Annotated in this window: 20 protein-coding genes; all 20 read left to right on the top strand. The window is 30.9% G+C overall.

Features of this window, described 5'->3' with window-relative positions; translation table 11 throughout:
- Window positions 1-11: 11 nt before the first annotated feature.
- The 20 genes from radC to ACREVX_RS06665 all read left to right on the top strand — a co-directional run bounded on the left by radC (window position 12) and on the right by ACREVX_RS06665 (window position 15941).
- A complete protein-coding gene (radC, locus tag ACREVX_RS06760) occupies window positions 12-692 on the top strand; it encodes a RadC family protein (RefSeq protein WP_431543403.1) in 681 nt (226 codons plus the stop codon).
- A gap of 20 nt (window positions 693-712) precedes the next feature.
- Entirely contained in the window at window positions 713-1720 is a 1008-nt protein-coding gene (locus ACREVX_RS06755; protein WP_431543402.1) for a rod shape-determining protein, read from the top strand.
- A gap of 1 nt (window position 1721) precedes the next feature.
- Window positions 1722-2570, top strand: coding sequence for a rod shape-determining protein MreC (mreC, locus tag ACREVX_RS06750; RefSeq protein ID WP_431543401.1), 849 nt, complete (start codon window positions 1722-1724; stop codon window positions 2568-2570).
- A gap of 23 nt (window positions 2571-2593) precedes the next feature.
- On the top strand, window positions 2594-3085 hold the full coding sequence (mreD, locus tag ACREVX_RS06745; RefSeq protein ID WP_431543400.1) for a rod shape-determining protein MreD: 492 nt from the start codon (window positions 2594-2596) through the stop codon (window positions 3083-3085).
- Between the two features lie 263 nt (window positions 3086-3348).
- A complete protein-coding gene (minC, locus tag ACREVX_RS06740) occupies window positions 3349-3981 on the top strand; it encodes a septum site-determining protein MinC (RefSeq protein ID WP_431543399.1) in 633 nt (210 codons plus the stop codon).
- Window positions 3982-3995: 14 nt separating this feature from the next.
- Complete coding sequence (minD, locus tag ACREVX_RS06735) at window positions 3996-4802, top strand: septum site-determining protein MinD (RefSeq protein WP_431543398.1); 807 nt, start codon at window positions 3996-3998, stop codon at window positions 4800-4802.
- 12 nt (window positions 4803-4814) lie between these two features.
- The gene (gene minE / locus ACREVX_RS06730; protein ID WP_431543397.1) at window positions 4815-5078 is read left to right on the top strand and encodes a cell division topological specificity factor MinE; all 264 of its coding nucleotides are present in this window, start codon (window positions 4815-4817) and stop codon (window positions 5076-5078) included.
- Window positions 5079-5193: 115 nt separating this feature from the next.
- Window positions 5194-6309 carry a rod shape-determining protein RodA gene (rodA, locus tag ACREVX_RS06725; protein ID WP_431543396.1) on the top strand — a complete coding sequence of 372 codons (1116 nt, stop codon included), beginning with the start codon at window positions 5194-5196 and terminating at the stop codon, window positions 6307-6309.
- Between the two features lie 54 nt (window positions 6310-6363).
- Window positions 6364-6738 (top strand): methylglyoxal synthase, encoded by a 375-nt coding sequence (gene mgsA / locus ACREVX_RS06720; RefSeq protein WP_431543395.1) that lies wholly within the window; start codon window positions 6364-6366, stop codon window positions 6736-6738.
- A 146-nt stretch (window positions 6739-6884) separates the two neighbouring features.
- Window positions 6885-7274, top strand: coding sequence for a hypothetical protein (locus ACREVX_RS06715; RefSeq protein ID WP_431543394.1), 390 nt, complete (start codon window positions 6885-6887; stop codon window positions 7272-7274).
- A 62-nt stretch (window positions 7275-7336) separates the two neighbouring features.
- Window positions 7337-8194 (top strand): M50 family metallopeptidase, encoded by an 858-nt coding sequence (locus ACREVX_RS06710; protein ID WP_431543393.1) that lies wholly within the window; start codon window positions 7337-7339, stop codon window positions 8192-8194.
- A gap of 269 nt (window positions 8195-8463) precedes the next feature.
- On the top strand, window positions 8464-10308 hold the full coding sequence (locus tag ACREVX_RS06705; RefSeq protein WP_431543392.1) for a TIGR03960 family B12-binding radical SAM protein: 1845 nt from the start codon (window positions 8464-8466) through the stop codon (window positions 10306-10308).
- A gap of 50 nt (window positions 10309-10358) precedes the next feature.
- Window positions 10359-11003, top strand: coding sequence for a TIGR03936 family radical SAM-associated protein (locus ACREVX_RS06700; RefSeq protein WP_431543391.1), 645 nt, complete (start codon window positions 10359-10361; stop codon window positions 11001-11003).
- Between the two features lie 20 nt (window positions 11004-11023).
- Window positions 11024-12466: a ribonuclease E/G gene (locus tag ACREVX_RS06695; protein ID WP_431543390.1), complete on the top strand. Its 1443-nt coding sequence runs from the start codon at window positions 11024-11026 to the stop codon at window positions 12464-12466.
- 145 nt (window positions 12467-12611) lie between these two features.
- On the top strand, window positions 12612-12923 hold the full coding sequence (rplU, locus tag ACREVX_RS06690; RefSeq protein ID WP_431543389.1) for a 50S ribosomal protein L21: 312 nt from the start codon (window positions 12612-12614) through the stop codon (window positions 12921-12923).
- A gap of 2 nt (window positions 12924-12925) precedes the next feature.
- Window positions 12926-13258: a ribosomal-processing cysteine protease Prp gene (locus ACREVX_RS06685; protein ID WP_431543388.1), complete on the top strand. Its 333-nt coding sequence runs from the start codon at window positions 12926-12928 to the stop codon at window positions 13256-13258.
- 4 nt (window positions 13259-13262) lie between these two features.
- Window positions 13263-13565: a 50S ribosomal protein L27 gene (rpmA, locus tag ACREVX_RS06680; RefSeq protein ID WP_431543387.1), complete on the top strand. Its 303-nt coding sequence runs from the start codon at window positions 13263-13265 to the stop codon at window positions 13563-13565.
- A gap of 52 nt (window positions 13566-13617) precedes the next feature.
- Complete coding sequence (locus ACREVX_RS06675; RefSeq protein WP_431543386.1) at window positions 13618-14214, top strand: Spo0B domain-containing protein; 597 nt, start codon at window positions 13618-13620, stop codon at window positions 14212-14214.
- A 49-nt stretch (window positions 14215-14263) separates the two neighbouring features.
- Entirely contained in the window at window positions 14264-15547 is a 1284-nt protein-coding gene (gene obgE / locus ACREVX_RS06670; RefSeq protein WP_431543385.1) for a GTPase ObgE, read from the top strand.
- A 103-nt stretch (window positions 15548-15650) separates the two neighbouring features.
- Window positions 15651-15941 carry a YhbY family RNA-binding protein gene (locus ACREVX_RS06665; protein WP_431543384.1) on the top strand — a complete coding sequence of 97 codons (291 nt, stop codon included), beginning with the start codon at window positions 15651-15653 and terminating at the stop codon, window positions 15939-15941.
- The last annotated feature ends 78 nt before the right edge of the window (window positions 15942-16019 follow it).

Here is a 16019-nt window from a genome sequence, read left to right as displayed (position 1 = left end):
TGCTTATAGTTATGACTTATAAAATTATGGATTTACCCCAAAATGAAAGACCAAGAGAAAAATTATTAAGATATGGAGCTGAGAATTTATCCAACAATGAATTATTGGCTATAATACTTAGAATTGGCTCAAAAAACGAAAATATCATAAATCTTTGCAGCAGAATAATTTCTGAGTGTGGCGGTCTTAATGGACTTTACAGCTCAAGTGCAGAAGAATTTATGCAGCTTAAGGGTGTTGGAAATGCCAAAGCAACACAACTTTTAGCTCTTATAGAAATTTCAAAAAGATTTAGAAGTTTTAAATCAGGTGAAGAGTATAAAATTACTTCACCAAAAGATATTGCACAGTATCTAATGGAAGAAATGAGATACTTAAAAAAAGAATATCTAAAGTTAATTATGCTAAATACAAAAAACGTAATTATAAGTATAAAAGATATATCTATAGGCAATTTAAATACATCGATAGTTCATCCAAGAGAAGTTTTTTACGAAGCGATTAAGAAGTGTAGTGCTTCCGTGGTTATTTGTCACAATCACCCTTCTGGAGATCCAACTCCTAGCAAGGAAGATATAAATATCACTATAAGACTTAAAGAATGTGGCAAATTACTAGGAATAGAAGTGCTTGATCATATAATTATTGGTAATGGTACTTATACGAGTTTAAAAGAAAAAGGAATGCTTTAGATACGAAAGGAGAAATTATAATGGGAATATTCGGAACGTCTCGTGATATGGGAATAGATTTAGGAACAGCAAATACGTTAATTTACTTGAAGGGGAAAGGAATTGTACTAAGAGAACCTTCGGTTGTAGCTATAAATATAAATACTAATAAGGTATTAGCTGTTGGTGAAGAAGCAAAGCAGATGATAGGTAGAACACCTGGGAATATTATTGCAATTCGTCCTATGAAAGATGGTGTGATTGCAGATTTTGATATTACTGAAAAGATGCTTAGACACTTTATAAATAAAGTTAGTCCAAAAGGTTTTACAAGTCCAAGAATTGTAGTTGGATATCCATCTGGGGTAACTGAAGTTGAGAAAAGAGCAATCGAGGGAGCGACTAAAAGTGCAGGTGCAAGGGATGCATACCTAATGGAAGAACCAATGGCAGCAGCAATTGGCGCTGGGCTTCCTGTAGATGAGCCAACTGGAAGCATGATAGTTGATATCGGAGGTGGAACTACAGAGGTTGCAATAATATCATTAGGCGGTATTGTTACATGCAAGTCGCTAAGAGTTGCAGGGGATGAGTTTGATCAATCAATAATAGCATTTGTTAAAAAACAACACAGCCTAATGATTGGAGAGAGAACGGCAGAAAACATTAAAATGGAGCTTGGGTCAGTATTTGTACTAGAAGATGATGAAATGAGCATGGAAATAACAGGTAGAGATTTAATAACTGGGTTACCAAAAGTTATTGAAGTTTCGCAAAAAGAAGTAAGAGAAGCACTAAGTGAGCCAGTTCAATCAATAATTGAAGCAATAATAACAACCCTTGAAAAAACTCCACCTGAGCTCGCATCAGATATAATGGAAAAAGGTATTATGTTAACTGGAGGCGGAGCACTTCTAAAAGGAATAGATTCACTTATAAACCGCGAAACTCATATGCCAGTGCATATATCTGAGAACCCACTTGATTGTGTTGCTATAGGTGCAGGCAAAGCTCTCGGGAATATAGACGTTATGAGTAAGAGAAGATAATATGAAATTTATAAAAAACAAACTGGCAGTAGTTATCATAATACTGTCAGTTGCCTTTTTATCATTAATTGGGTATAGTGCTAATCGAGAAAAAATGTCTTTCGTGGAGAATGGTGTGGGTGTAACAATAAATTCAGTGCAGGGTGTACTTTATAACGGCTTTTATAAAATAACAAATTCTTTAAAATTTATAACAAATATTTCAGATGTCAAGATAGAAAATGAAAAGCTTAAAAAAGAAAATAGCGAATATAAAAGTAAGGCATTAGATTATGATACCTCTATAAAAGAAAATGTAAGGTTAAGAAAAATTGTAAACTTTTCAGAGCAAAGAGACGAATACAATTATGTTGGGGCTAACATAAAAGGAATTAGTGGAACCAGCTTTTTGGACGGATTTATAATCAACAAGGGTGAAAATAAAGGCATAAAAAAAGGTATGATAGCTATGACTGGGGATGGGCTTGTAGGTCAGGTTACATCTGTTGGTGATAACTCTGCTATAGTTTATTGTTTATCTAACGAAAATATTGCAGTTGCAGCACTTGTTAAAAGTTCGAGAGACAATAATGGTATTGTTAAAGGGTATAAAGATGAAAACAATAAATTGCTGGCACAAATAGAGAATCTGTCTTTAGATTCGGATATAAAAAAAGGTGACGTAATATTAACATCGGGTCTTGGAGGCAATTATCCTGCTGATATTCAAATAGGAAAGGTACTAAGTGTTCATGAGGATAAAAGTAAGGTAATGAAAAGTGCTATAATAGAGCCTTACGTCAACTTCTCAAAGATTGAAGAAGTTTTTATAGTAGTGCCAAAAGACACAAGCGAAGTAAAATACAAGTGAAGTAAAATATTAGGAGCTGTATTATGAAGAAAATATTAACCATAGTGTTTTTATGTATTCTATTTTTAATATTGGATAATACTCTAATGCCTTTATTTAAGATTTTCGGCACATATCCAAGTTTATTATTTATATTTGCAATATGTTATTCAATTGTAAGTTCACCAAAAAACGCAATAATAGTTGGAATTTTTACTGGTGCACTTCAAGATTTGTATTTTTTTAATGGGTTTGGAATTAATACTTTAAGCAATATGCTTATATGTTTAATAGCTGCTAATATTGGTAAAAATATATTTATTGAAAAATCATTTTTGCCAATAATATCATCTTTTATATTAAGTGTTGTAAAAGGGTTATCAGTATTTTGTCTATTGTTTTTGGTAAAACGATATACAGACATTGGGACAATATTTTATCAAGGAATATATAACTTAATAGTCTGTCTTTTTATGTATAGATTTACATACAAACTTTCTCAAAAGGAATACATGAAGACAAATTGGAAATTTTAGTAAAGCGTATTTATGTTAAAATACTAAATAAATAAGAATGTTAAATAAACTCTGGCAAATTTATTTGTTAGAGTTTATTTAGTTATTTTTGGCTAATTGTAAAAATAAAAAAAATTATATTGAAATTAAGCAGGAATTTACATATAATATGTTGAAATAGTAGTTTAGTCACTTTCAAAATTTGAAGGTGCCTTAAGTTCAATTATGGAGCAAAACAATTAATAATTGCTTTTCACCCCAGAGGAGAGCTAGGAGGTAAAAAAATGGTTGCAGATAAAATAATCGTTAAGGGAAATAAAGAGGGATTAAATGTAGTTATAAATATGAATCATTTCAGTGATTTTGATGATATGTTAGAGTCTTTAATTGAAAAGCTTGCGCAAGGAAGACGATTTTATAAAGGTAGCACACTTAAAATTACTACAGAACTTAAATACATAAATGAACGAGAAAGTAGGAAATTAAAGGAAATATTATTTGATGAATTTTTAATTAGTGATTGTATTTTCCAAAATACTGAAGAATCATCTGCAAAAGTATTTAATGGCATATATGAGGGTAAAACAAAATTTTTAAGAAAAACCATAAGAAGTGGACAAAGCATAAATTATCCAGGTAATGTAGTGATAATTGGTGATGTGAATCCAGGATCCGAAATATATGCAGCAGGAAACATAATTGTAATGGGTACGCTTAGAGGGATTGTTCATGCAGGAACAAATGGTAATGAAAAAGCCATAATTGCGGCAGTTAAGCTAGAACCTCAGATACTTCAGATTGGAAGTATTGTGACGAGGTCTCCAGAAGACGAAGATAAACCTCGATATCCTGAGGTAGCAAAAATTAAAAATGGCAATATTATTGTAGAACCATATTTAGCGAACAAATATATATAATGGAGGAATTCAACATGGGAGAATCTATAGTTATAACATCGGGCAAGGGTGGAGTAGGTAAAACAACTACCACAGCAAATATTGGAACAGCTATTGCATCTATGGATAAAAAGGTAGTAGTTATTGATGGAGATACGGGACTTCGTAACCTGGACGTTTTGATGGGACTTGAGAATAGGGTGGTATTTACATTAGTAGATGTTATTGAAAAAAGATGTAGATTAAAACAAGCATTAATAAAGGATAAAAGATTTAGTAACTTATATTTGTTACCAACAGCCCAAACAAGAGATAAAAATGATATAAATATAAAGGACATGCTTTTAGTTGTAAATGAGTTAAAGGAAGAGTTTGATTATGTTATTATAGACTGCCCTGCAGGTATTGAACAAGGATTTGAAAATGCTATAGTGGGAGCAGATAGGGCTATAATAGTTGTTAATCCAGAGCTCACGTCTGTTAGAGATGCTGATAGAGTTATAGGAAAATTAGATTCTAAAGGTATTGAAAGGCATGAGGTTATAATAAACAGAATGGATTATGAAATGACAAGAAATGGAGATATGTTATCTGTAGATGATATTATAGAATGTTTGGCAATTAAATTAATAGGGGTTGTTCCAAATGATAGAAAGGTCACAATATCTACCAATAAGGGTGAACCAATTGTGCTAGATGACAAGTCACTAGCCGGTATGGCATTTAAAAACATTGCAAGGCGAATAATGGGAGACGAAGTATCTTACGCAACACTAGATGGATCATCAGCTAGTGATAGAGGATTCTTCGCTTCTATAAAAAGAATATTTAAAGGATTATAGGAGGGTAAAGTAATGAATTTATTTAAAATGTTTTCGAATAAAATTTTCTCGAAAGATATTGCAAGTGATAGATTGAAACTAATTTTAATACATGATAGAGCAGACTTTTCACCTGATTTCTTAGAACTTATTAAGGCTGACATATTAAAAGTAATTTCAAAATATGCTGAGGTAGAAACCGGAGAAATTGAAGTTAGATTAACAACAACGGAAGAATATGAAGGAAATTCACCAGCACTAATAGCTAACATACCAATAAGGAAAATAAAAAGATAGTATTTCAAAAGCTATGTATAATTAATAAGTTAAACATAGTTTTTTCTTCTTAATATGATATAATCATATTTGGTACGGGTTGCGAAGCAACACGCATATGGAGGTAGGTTAGAACATGAAATTTTTACAAAACCTAAGACTTAATAAAAAACTTTTACGAGAACTAGATTATAGTGCAATTATATTTGCAATTATTATTGTTATTTACGGATGTTTAAACATCTATAGTGCAAAAAAAAGTTCGAGTGGAATTTACTACCCTAAAATGCAAATCGCATTTATGATATTAGGTCTTATTACTGTGTATCTTCTTTTAGTATTTGACTATATGTTAATAGAAAATTATGCTGTAATAATATATTGGGCAGGAATTGCACTGCTAATAATTGGAAGAATTACTGGGCAGGCTACTAATGGTGCAAATTCTTGGATAAGATTTGGAAGTATAGGAATGCAACCATCTGAATTTGCCAAAATTGGGATGATAATAATGCTTGCTAAGAAGTTAGATGAAATGGATGGGAAAATTAATGATTCCAGGAATCTGATTGAGTTATTGTTTTATGCAGCAATTCCAATGATTTTAATTGTTATTCAACCGGATATGGGTATGACAATGGTAAGCTTTTTTATAGTACTAGGAGTATTATATTGTATGGGACTAAATTATAAAATTATACTTGGCGGCATGGCTTCGATTTTAATCTTAGTTGTAGGCGTATGGAATTCACCAATTATGCAAACTTATTGGAAAGGTAGACTCACATCTTTTCTAGACCCTGAGAAAAATAAATTAGGATCTGGTCTTCAACTTGCTCAGTCAAAGCTTTCCATAGGGTCTGGTGGAATTTTTGGAAGAGGATTTGGACATGGAACACAATTTAATTCTGTTCCAGAAAATCATACAGATTTTATTTTCTCGGTTTTAGCTGAAGAATGGGGACTTATTGGTGCATTAGTATTATTATTATTATATGGACTGCTTATATACAGGTTAATAAAAATTGCAAAAGAATCTAAAGATATTTTTGGAACTGTATTATGTGTGGGATTTGTATCTAATTTATTATTTTCAATAATGCAAAATATTGGTATGACATTGGGACTTATGCCTATTACAGGAATAACACTTCCATTTATGAGTTATGGTGGAAGTTCACTTTTAACAAGTTTTATAGCGCTAGGACTAGTGCTTAATGTGGGTATGAGAAGAAAAAAAATAAATTTTTAAATGATAACTTTAAATAATATAATTATGTTTAAGATTACATAGGGGGATAAAAAAATGAGAATAGCATTAGTAGCACATGATAAAAAAAAGGATGATATAATTGATTTTACAAAACGTTATAAGAATATTTTAGAAAAACATGAGTTGTATGGAACGGGAACTACGGGAAAATTAATTAATGAACAAGTTGGGCTTAATGTTACTAGATTTCTATCAGGTCCACTTGGTGGTGATCAGCAAATAGGTGCTAAACTTGCACAAGGTGAAATGGATATGATAATTTTCTTAAGAGATCCACTTACACCTCAACCTCATGAACCAGATATTTCTGCACTTCTTAGATTATGTGATGTGCATTGTGTTCCGCTTGCTACTAACTTAGGGACCGCAGAAGTTTTAATGAGAAGTCTTAAAGATCGTGAATATTAATATTTTGTATTAAAAGCACACTGGAAGCACTGCATATTATGCAGTGCTTCTTTTACGATTAATATATATATTTTATTATTATAGGTAATATAAAGGAGGAAAATTTAATATATATAGATAGTAAAAGAATGTATGGGAGGCAAAGTATGGGTAATTATAATACGCAATATCAAAGCTATTATAATAATTTAGCTAAAAAACAAAGGGGCTCAAATAGTTTTTATAGTGAAAGTAATAAACAAAATAAAATATCAAATTTTTATATAAAAAGATTAACTAGAGAGTTAATAGGGATATTGGTATTGTTTATTGTCGTTTTAATTCTTAAAGTAGTAGTTACACCAAAAACGCAATATGCCTATAATTATTCTAAAGAGGTAATAAATAAACAATATAATTATAATGAATTATATGGCAAGGTAAAGGACATTAAATTTAATGAGGTAGGAGTTATTACTGGTAATTTTTTTGAAAAAGTCAAAAACTCAATTTCTAATGTAAATGGAATAAATAACTCGGATATTAATTTTAAATAATTCAAGTAATTTTGGACAACTTTAGTAATTTCTAGCAACTTAGCAATGGCTTGGAGGATTAATTGATAAGAATAAGTAAGTTATTTATACCATACATTATTTTATTAATAATATTAGGGTTTAAGGGAGAAATAGTCATAGCCTTTATTTTTGTATTTTTACACGAGTTAATGCATTATTTAGCTGCTAGAATCTTAGGATTTTCGGGTTTTGATATAGAAATACTTCCAATTGGAGCTGTACTTAAGGTAAAAGATTTAGATGAGGCAAGCGCTATGGAGGACTTGATAATTTCTTTAGCGGGCCCAATGTTTAATTTATTGATAGCAGTTATTTTTTATATTTTATTTATGGCTTATAATATGCCTTATTTACATTTGATTTATAAAACAAATTTAGCTTTAGGCATTTTCAATCTAATACCAGCTTTTCCTCTAGATGGAGGTAGGGTATTGCGAGATATTCTGAGTATTAAAACTATATATAGAAAAGCTAATCAAATTTCTATTAGAGTTAGTATGGTCCTTGGAAGTATTTTTATGTTTATTTATTTTGTAAGTGTTTCCGCAAATAAAAGCAATTTTAATTTAGGACTAATTTCTATATTTATTTTAATATCTTCAGTTAAAGAGAAGGAAAGGATAGTATATTTGATTATGGGTTATATTATTAAGAAGAAATATAGATTTATTAAAAGAGGATATGTTGAAAATAGAAGTATATCTATTTTTTGTGAAAAAAATTTATTATCAGTACTTGGAATAATTGATAAAAACAAGTATAATTTGTTTACAATACTCGATGAAAATATGAGTGTGCTTGAAACTTTGTATGAGGAAGAAATTATAGAGGCAATAAAAGCATATGGTAATATAAGTTTAATTGAGTACATTAATATTAAAAAATTAAAAGGAATTTAAAATGATTACATCACGATCAGTAATGATTAAATATTTAATATGGCATACTACTAATGACTTCGGAGGGGAATTACATTCCAGCTGAAGTTTTTTTCTATTATATAAAATATATCCTATATAAAGTACTTTAGCTTTGAAATGTGTTTTAAGATATTTTTAATTTTGAAATTTAATGTTCATGTGGTAAAATAAAATAATGTGTTATATGAAATGGTCAAAGCGTCAATGATTGGTATTTATCCTAGAGGAAAAAATGAGGAGTGGTTTTTATGAATAAAATTTGCGATGATATCTTATTTAAGGTCGAAAAGCCTGCTAGATACATAGGTGGAGAACTTAATTGTTGTTATAAAGAAATAGACAAAATTGATATAAGATTTGCTTTTTGCTTTCCAGATGTGTATGAAGTGGGAATGTCACATTTAGGTAGTAGAATACTTTATCATGTATTGAATGAAAGAAGTGATACTTATTGCGAAAGAGCGTTTGCTCCATGGCCAGATATGGAAAAACAAATGAGAGATAATGACATAGAACTATATGCACTTGAGAGCAAAGATTCACTTAAGAAATTTGATATTTTAGGTTTTACTCTGCAATATGAGATGAGCTACACCAATATACTCAACATGCTTGATATGTCTGGCATTACTATAAGAGCCTCACAAAGGGGCGAAAATGAACCTATAATTATGGCAGGGGGCCCATGTGCATATAATCCTGAACCTTTGCACGATATAGTGGATTTTTTTGAGCTTGGTGAAGGTGAAGAAATAATGAATGATGTATTAGATGTTTATAAAAAATTCAAGGGACGTAAAAAAGAGTTTTTACGTGAAATATCCAAAATAAGAGGAGTATACGTACCCTCATTGTATGAAGTATCTTACAATGAGGATAACACTATTCGCGAATTTAGTCCTAAATATGATGATGTTCCGAGTAAAATTCGAAAAAGATTCGTAGTCAATCTTGACGAAGTTGCTTTTCCAGAAAAAATGGTAGTTCCGTATACTGAAATAGTACATGATAGGGTAATACTTGAGACATTTAGAGGATGTACAAATGGATGCAGATTTTGCCAAGCAGGCATGATATATAGACCAGTTAGAGAAAAGAGTACAGCGACTCTTATTGATGATGCTGATAAATTATTAAAAAGTACAGGATATAGAGAAATATCTTTAAGTTCTTTAAGCATATGTGATTATTCAGATATACGAAACCTTATAACGACGCTAATTGAAAAACATAAGGAAGACCATGTGAGTGTATCGCTACCATCAATTAGAATAAATTCTTTCTCTGTGGATTTAATTAAGGAAATACAAAAGGTTAAAAAAACTGGTATAACTTTTGCACCAGAAGCTGGCACCCAAAGAATGCGCGACATTATAAATAAGGGAGTTACAGAGGAGGAAATATTAGAAGCTGCCAGCAGTGTTTTTGCTTCAGGTTGGTCAACTATAAAGCTTTATTTCATGGTTGGTCTTCCTTATGAAACTATGGATGATGTACGAGGTATTGCAGAGCTTTCTGATAAAGTTGTAGCAGAGTACTTTAAAATACCTAAGGAAACGCGTAAAAGGGGACTAAGAGTTACTTCAAGTTCCGCTATATTTGTACCAAAACCATTTACTCCATTTCAATGGGCACCGCAAGCAACAATGGAAGAGGTAGTGGAAAAAATAAAAGCTGTTAAGTATGCTATAACAAGTAAGGCAGTTATTTATAACTATCATGAATCTGTAGTTTCATTTTTAGAGGCAGTAATTGCTAGAGGAGATAGAAGAGTTTGTGATGTTATAATTAGGGCATTTGAAAAGGGTGCAAAATTTGATGGTTGGTCTGAATATTTTAATTTTGAAATATGGAAAGAAGCAATGGAGGAATGTGGCGTTTCAGGAGAATTTTATGCTTATCGTGAGCGAAGTTACGATGAAATACTTCCATGGGACTTCATAGATATTGGTGTTAATAAAGAGTATTTAATTTCCGAGAATGAAAAAGCAAAAAAAGTAGAATTAACTCAAAATTGTATGCTAGGATGTACGGAGTGTGGAGTTAATGTTAATTTTAAAGAAGGGACGTGTTTTAAGGGTTGCGTTATTTAATTAAGTATACTAAAGATAGTGAGATTAAATTTGTTGCTCATCTAGACCTGATGAGAACACTACAAAAGGTAATTAAGAGATCTGAGCTTCCAATAGAATATTCAAAAGGATTTAATCCTCATATGGCAGTGTCCATTGCGCAACCATTGTCAGTGGGAGCACATTCAAATGGAGAATATATGGATGTAGTTTTAGTAAGAGAGTTAGAGGAAAACTACATTATGGTAAAGATGAATGAAAATACACCACGTGGAATCAAGATTTTAGATGTAGTAAAAGTTATTCCAGTAGAAGGCGTAAAGAAGCCATCGCAAGCTATGGCAATTATTGATGCAGCAAAATACACAATTAAATTAAAATGTTTTGATGAAGAGGATATTTTAATATCTATTAAGGGTATTTGTAGCAAGGACGAGTGGAATATTATTAAGAAGACTAAAAGTGGAGAAAAGATGGTCAACATAAAACCATTGGTGTATGAGTTTGATTATACCGTAGATAATTCTATATTTAATATATCCACTCTTATTGCTTGTGGAAGTCGTGACAATTTGTCAGCGAGACTTCTAGCAGATTACATGAGTGAAAATATAGAGTCTATTAATAAGGAGTCTTTTGTTGATATAAACAGGGAAGAACTTTATGCAACTAAAGAGGCTAAGTTAGTTACTCTTAGTGAGTTTTTCAAAAAATAGTACAATAGGAGTAGGTTAAAGTGAAAGAGATATATATTGAAAGACAAGAGGAATTTTTAAGGATAGCTATAAAAGAAAATAATAAATTAAAGGAATGTTTTATAGAACAGGAGTATAGTGGCCCTATTCCCGGGGAAATATATAAAGGTGTAGTAAAAAATATTGTTCCTGCAATTAAGTGTGCTTTTGTAGATATTGGACATAATAAAGATTGTTATATGTATATTGACGCGCGATTTAATAATACTAAGATAAGAAAAGGCGATGAAATCATTGTTGAAGTTTTAAAAGAAGAAATAAATAAAAAAGGTGCTAAAGTTACTAGTGCTTTTGGCATTCCAGGAACGTACTCCGTGGTTGTAAATATAAACAAAGACATCAGCTTTTCTAAAAAAATAAACAATAAAAAATTTGAGGACATGGTGGTAAGTACGTTACATAAACCCTTAGATATAGGGGTTATGATTAGGACAAACGCCTTTGATGTGAGCATTGATATTCTAAATGATGAAGTTAGCGCTTTATATGAAATATATAAAGATATTATTAATCGTGCTAAATATTCATTAAATCCTATGTTGCTATATAGTGATGCTGGGGCACTTAACAGAACTTTGCGAGATATATTAGATAAAAGTACATCGAATATAGTATTAAATGATGAAAGTGATTTTGCATATGCTAAAAAATATACGCAAAGCAGGTCTGATATTGATGTGAAAGTTGAACTCCATAATGAAAGTAGAAATCTTATGGGCTATTATGGAATAGAAAAGGAAATACTAAGTCTTCGTAATCATAGAATATCACTAAAATGTGGTGGGAATATTGTAATTGAGAAAACTGAGGCAATGTATGTAATTGATGTTAACTCTGGTAAAAATGTAAAAAGTCATTCATTACAAAAAACTGCCCAGAGTACAAATATTGATGCTGCAAAAGAGATAACAAGACAAATAAGGCTTCGAAATCTAAGCGGTATTATTATAATAGATTTTATAGATATTGAAGACTTAGATGTGAGAAGAAAAATATTAGATGCTTTAAGAGAAGGTTTTGCAGATGATAAAAATAAGACTGTAATTTATCCTTTTACGCAACTTAATTTAGTTCAAATTGCAAGGCGTAGACGAGGAAAGTCTATATATGAGTTTATTGAGGAACCATGCAAACATTGTTTGGGAAAGAGTACTAGGGTTAAATTATCGTATATAGAGTTTTTAATTAAAAACGAAATAGCTAAGATGCAAGAAGAACAGGGACTAAAAGATATTTATATTGAAATTGATCAGATTTACCAAAATGATATTGCTCTGGACATTTTAGAATTTGTTAAACAAATAGGAGCTCTAGATAGTAAAATTTATGTAAAATATGTTCCTCATTTAGAAAAATTCAAGGTGGAATCGCTAATTTTTGCAAACCAAATAAGGAATTTGTTAGCATTTAAGATATATGGGTAAATGTGCTTTACAAACATATAAATATATGGTAGAATGGCTTTTGTAGGCCGCACACACAAGGTTATAAAACATATTTGCTTTTAAAATAGATATACATAAAAGTATGTACCTGGGATGGCGAGACTGGATCAAGGAGGTGTATTTTATGTACGCAGTTTTAGTTACTGGTGGAAAACAATACAGAATTCAAGAAGGAGACGTTTTATTCGTTGAAAAATTGAATGCTGAAGTTGAAACAACTGTTGAATTTAATGAAATTCTTGCAGTAGGAAAAGAAGATGGTTTAGTAGTTGGGAAACCTCTAGTTGAAGGAGCTACAGTTGTTGCTAAAGTATTAGCACAAGGAAAAGCTAAAAAAGTAGTAGTTTTTAAGTTTAAGAGAAAGTTAGATTACAGAAAGAAACAAGGACACAGACAAGCATATACTAAGATTCAAATTGAGAAGATACAGGCTTAATTATGGTCAAAGTTAAATTTGTCCGCAGGTCTGGTAAAATAATTTCTTTTAAAATAAAAGGTCATGCATTGCCTAAGGAAAAACAGTTGGATATAGATTTAATATGTTGTGCTATTTCAACAATTTCTCAAACTACAGTTATTGGAATTGAGGAAGTTTTAAAAATTAAGGTAAAGTATGTTATAGATGATGGGTTTTTAAATTTAAATTTAGAAGATCAAATTCTAGAAGATATCGAAAGATGTCAAGTTTTACTTGAAACAATGATACTTGGACTTAAGAGTTTAGAAATTACTTACGGTAAATATATAAAAGTAGAAATAGAGGAGGTGTAATACTATGTTAGTTATGAACCTTCAGTTATTTGCTCATAAAAAAGGAGTAGGTAGCTCAAGAAATGGTAGAGATAGTGATTCTAAAAGACTTGGAACAAAACGTGCAGATGGACAATTTGTTCTTTCAGGTAATATCTTAGTAAGACAAAGAGGAACAAAAATTCATCCAGGAAACAATGTTGGAATAGGTGGAGATGACACTCTTTTTGCTAAAATTGATGGAATTGTAAAATTCGAAAGAATGGGAAAAATGAAGAAAAAAGCAAGCGTTTATCCTGTTGAAGTAGAAATGTCTATTGCTGAATAATTTAAGGCACCCTTAAAGGGTGCTTTTTTAAAATTCTCTTTTGGAGGATATAATGGTTAAATTAGATACAGATAGATTACATGAAAATGTATTAGATAAGGACAAATTAGGTAAGAATGACTTAGATAAAGATATAATTTTACTAAGAAAACAAAGACATGATTTTATGAATGATTTACAAGTTATATATGGATATTTGCAAATAAAGAGGCCAAAAGGTGCTTTAGAATATATAGAGAAATTAGCTAAGCAAAATGAGATTATTAGTGAAATTTACAAATTGAAAGATAATAGATTTTCATTATGCCTTGAAACAAACATTAAAAAATTATGGTCAAATGATATAAAAGTAGAAATAGATATCGAGATTGATAGTTTTAGAAATAGAATTTTTCAAAATGAATACAATAATAAAAATAATTTAGTTAATGCTATATTTATGGAACTTGAAGATACTAATCAGAATTTTGTTTATATTTACATATTTGAAGATGAACTAGGTGAAAGTCTACTTATTGCTAATGATGAATCCATGGTAGGCGATATGAGTTGGATGGATGAATGGCAACAAATAGATGGAGATATAGATGATTTAAGAATTTATAAATGCAGTTTTGATAATAACATAGCTTATAGAATTATATTTTAAAAAATTAAAGTTAAAAAAATAGAAAATGCGCTAAGGTAAGGTGAAATATATGTTTATTGATACAGCTAGGATTTTTGTTAAATCTGGGAATGGTGGTAATGGAGCCGTTTCTTTTAGAACAGAAAAGTATATACCACTGGGTGGACCAGATGGTGGAGATGGTGGAAATGGTGGAGATGTAACATTCGTGGTTGATGCGAGTATGACAACTTTATTAGATTTTTCATATGCAAGAAAATTTGTAGCAAAAAATGGAATAGCAGGTTCAGGTTCTAAGTGCTATGGAAAAGCTGGAGAACATCTTTATGTTAAAGTACCAATGGGAACTATTGTACGTGATCTAGAAACAAATAAAATAATGTGTGATTTAGCTCATGATGGTGAAACTTATAGAGTATGCAAAGCTGGACAAGGCGGAAAAGGTAATGTTAAATTTTGTACGCCTACAAGGCAAGCACCTAATTTTGCAGAACCTGGAATGCCAGGAGAAGAGCGATGGATTAAGCTTGAACTTAAGATTTTAGCTGATGTTGGATTATTAGGTTTTCCAAATGTAGGAAAGTCAACATTGCTCTCAGTAGTGTCAAAAGCAAGACCTAAAATTGCTAATTATCATTTTACTACATTGAAACCAAATTTAGGAGTAGTAAGTGTTAAGGGTGCACAACATTTCGTTATGGCTGATATACCTGGAATAATTGAAGGAGCAGCTGAGGGAGTAGGTCTTGGAATAGGATTCTTAAGACATATTGAGCGAACTAGAATGCTTATTCATGTAGTTGATATTTCAGGAATTGAAGGCAGAGATCCTGTAGATGATTTTATGAAAATAAATGAAGAACTTAGGAAATATAGCGTTAAGTTATGGGATAGACCTCAAATAATAGCTGCTAATAAAAGTGATCTGCTATTTGATGATGAAGCATTTGAAAACTTTAAGAAAAAATTGAATGAATTGGGATATGATGATAGCAAAATATTTAAAATATCGGCAGCTACAAATCAGGGTGTAGAAGATTTGATGAAAGAAGCAGCTAGAATGTTATCTACCATTCCGGTTACAGAACTAGTAATTGCGGATGAAGACAAATTCATAATAGAAGAGAAAAGATTTACATACACTATTGAAGTGGATGACCAAGGAACTTTTGTTGTTGAAGGAAGTTTTGTTGAAAGATTGCTTAATGCAGTTAATATAAACGAACCAGATTCTCTCAAATATTTCCACAAGGTATTAAAGAATAAAGGCGTATTTGATGCTTTAGTTGCAAAAGGAATTCAAGATGGTGATTTAGTAAGACTACAGAAATTCGAATTTGAATTCTTATTATAAAATATAAGTAGTGAAAATTCTTATAAGTTGCCAGGCATGTAAATACAGGAACATCAGATTGTTATTTATTTACATGGGGCAAACATGTAGCTAGGAGGATATTATGATTACAAGTAAACAAAGAAGTTATTTAAGAACTATTGCAAACCCATTACAACCTATATTTCAGCTTGGGAAAGCGGGAGTAGAATCAAATTTTTTAAAGCAAGTAGGGGAAGCATTAGAATCTAGAGAGATAATTAAAATTAAAGTACTGAACAATAGCGGGATAACTGCGAGAGAAGCTTCAGATATAATTTGTGAAGCAATAGGAGCAGAGGGAGTTCAATCTATCGGAAGTAAATGTGTACTATATAAAAGGTCAATAAATAAGCCTAGAATTGAATTACCATAAAAGCATGTAATCTTACATGCTTTTTCCTCTATACAAATTAGAAATTGTTCTGTTTTTTTCTTTGGGGGGTATTATAAT

The sequence above is a fragment of the Clostridium sp. genome, assembly GCF_050717545.1.
Classification (GTDB): domain Bacteria; phylum Bacillota; class Clostridia; order Clostridiales; family Clostridiaceae; genus Clostridium_AD.
Note: the sequence above shows the minus strand (reverse complement) of the source record. Positions and strands in the feature narration are given on the sequence as shown.

Coding starts and splice junctions, on each gene's coding strand:
- radC (WP_431543403.1), top strand. CDS start 12: ATGACTTATAAAATTATGGATTTACCCCAAAATGAAAGACCAAGAGAA.
- ACREVX_RS06755 (WP_431543402.1), top strand. CDS start 713: ATGGGAATATTCGGAACGTCTCGTGATATGGGAATAGATTTAGGAACA.
- mreC (WP_431543401.1), top strand. CDS start 1,722: ATGAAATTTATAAAAAACAAACTGGCAGTAGTTATCATAATACTGTCA.
- mreD (WP_431543400.1), top strand. CDS start 2,594: ATGAAGAAAATATTAACCATAGTGTTTTTATGTATTCTATTTTTAATA.
- minC (WP_431543399.1), top strand. CDS start 3,349: ATGGTTGCAGATAAAATAATCGTTAAGGGAAATAAAGAGGGATTAAAT.
- minD (WP_431543398.1), top strand. CDS start 3,996: ATGGGAGAATCTATAGTTATAACATCGGGCAAGGGTGGAGTAGGTAAA.
- minE (WP_431543397.1), top strand. CDS start 4,815: ATGAATTTATTTAAAATGTTTTCGAATAAAATTTTCTCGAAAGATATT.
- rodA (WP_431543396.1), top strand. CDS start 5,194: ATGAAATTTTTACAAAACCTAAGACTTAATAAAAAACTTTTACGAGAA.
- mgsA (WP_431543395.1), top strand. CDS start 6,364: ATGAGAATAGCATTAGTAGCACATGATAAAAAAAAGGATGATATAATT.
- ACREVX_RS06715 (WP_431543394.1), top strand. CDS start 6,885: ATGGGTAATTATAATACGCAATATCAAAGCTATTATAATAATTTAGCT.
- ACREVX_RS06705 (WP_431543392.1), top strand. CDS start 8,464: ATGAATAAAATTTGCGATGATATCTTATTTAAGGTCGAAAAGCCTGCT.
- ACREVX_RS06700 (WP_431543391.1), top strand. CDS start 10,359: ATGAGAACACTACAAAAGGTAATTAAGAGATCTGAGCTTCCAATAGAA.
- rplU (WP_431543389.1), top strand. CDS start 12,612: ATGTACGCAGTTTTAGTTACTGGTGGAAAACAATACAGAATTCAAGAA.
- ACREVX_RS06685 (WP_431543388.1), top strand. CDS start 12,926: ATGGTCAAAGTTAAATTTGTCCGCAGGTCTGGTAAAATAATTTCTTTT.
- rpmA (WP_431543387.1), top strand. CDS start 13,263: ATGTTAGTTATGAACCTTCAGTTATTTGCTCATAAAAAAGGAGTAGGT.
- ACREVX_RS06675 (WP_431543386.1), top strand. CDS start 13,618: ATGGTTAAATTAGATACAGATAGATTACATGAAAATGTATTAGATAAG.
- obgE (WP_431543385.1), top strand. CDS start 14,264: ATGTTTATTGATACAGCTAGGATTTTTGTTAAATCTGGGAATGGTGGT.
- ACREVX_RS06665 (WP_431543384.1), top strand. CDS start 15,651: ATGATTACAAGTAAACAAAGAAGTTATTTAAGAACTATTGCAAACCCA.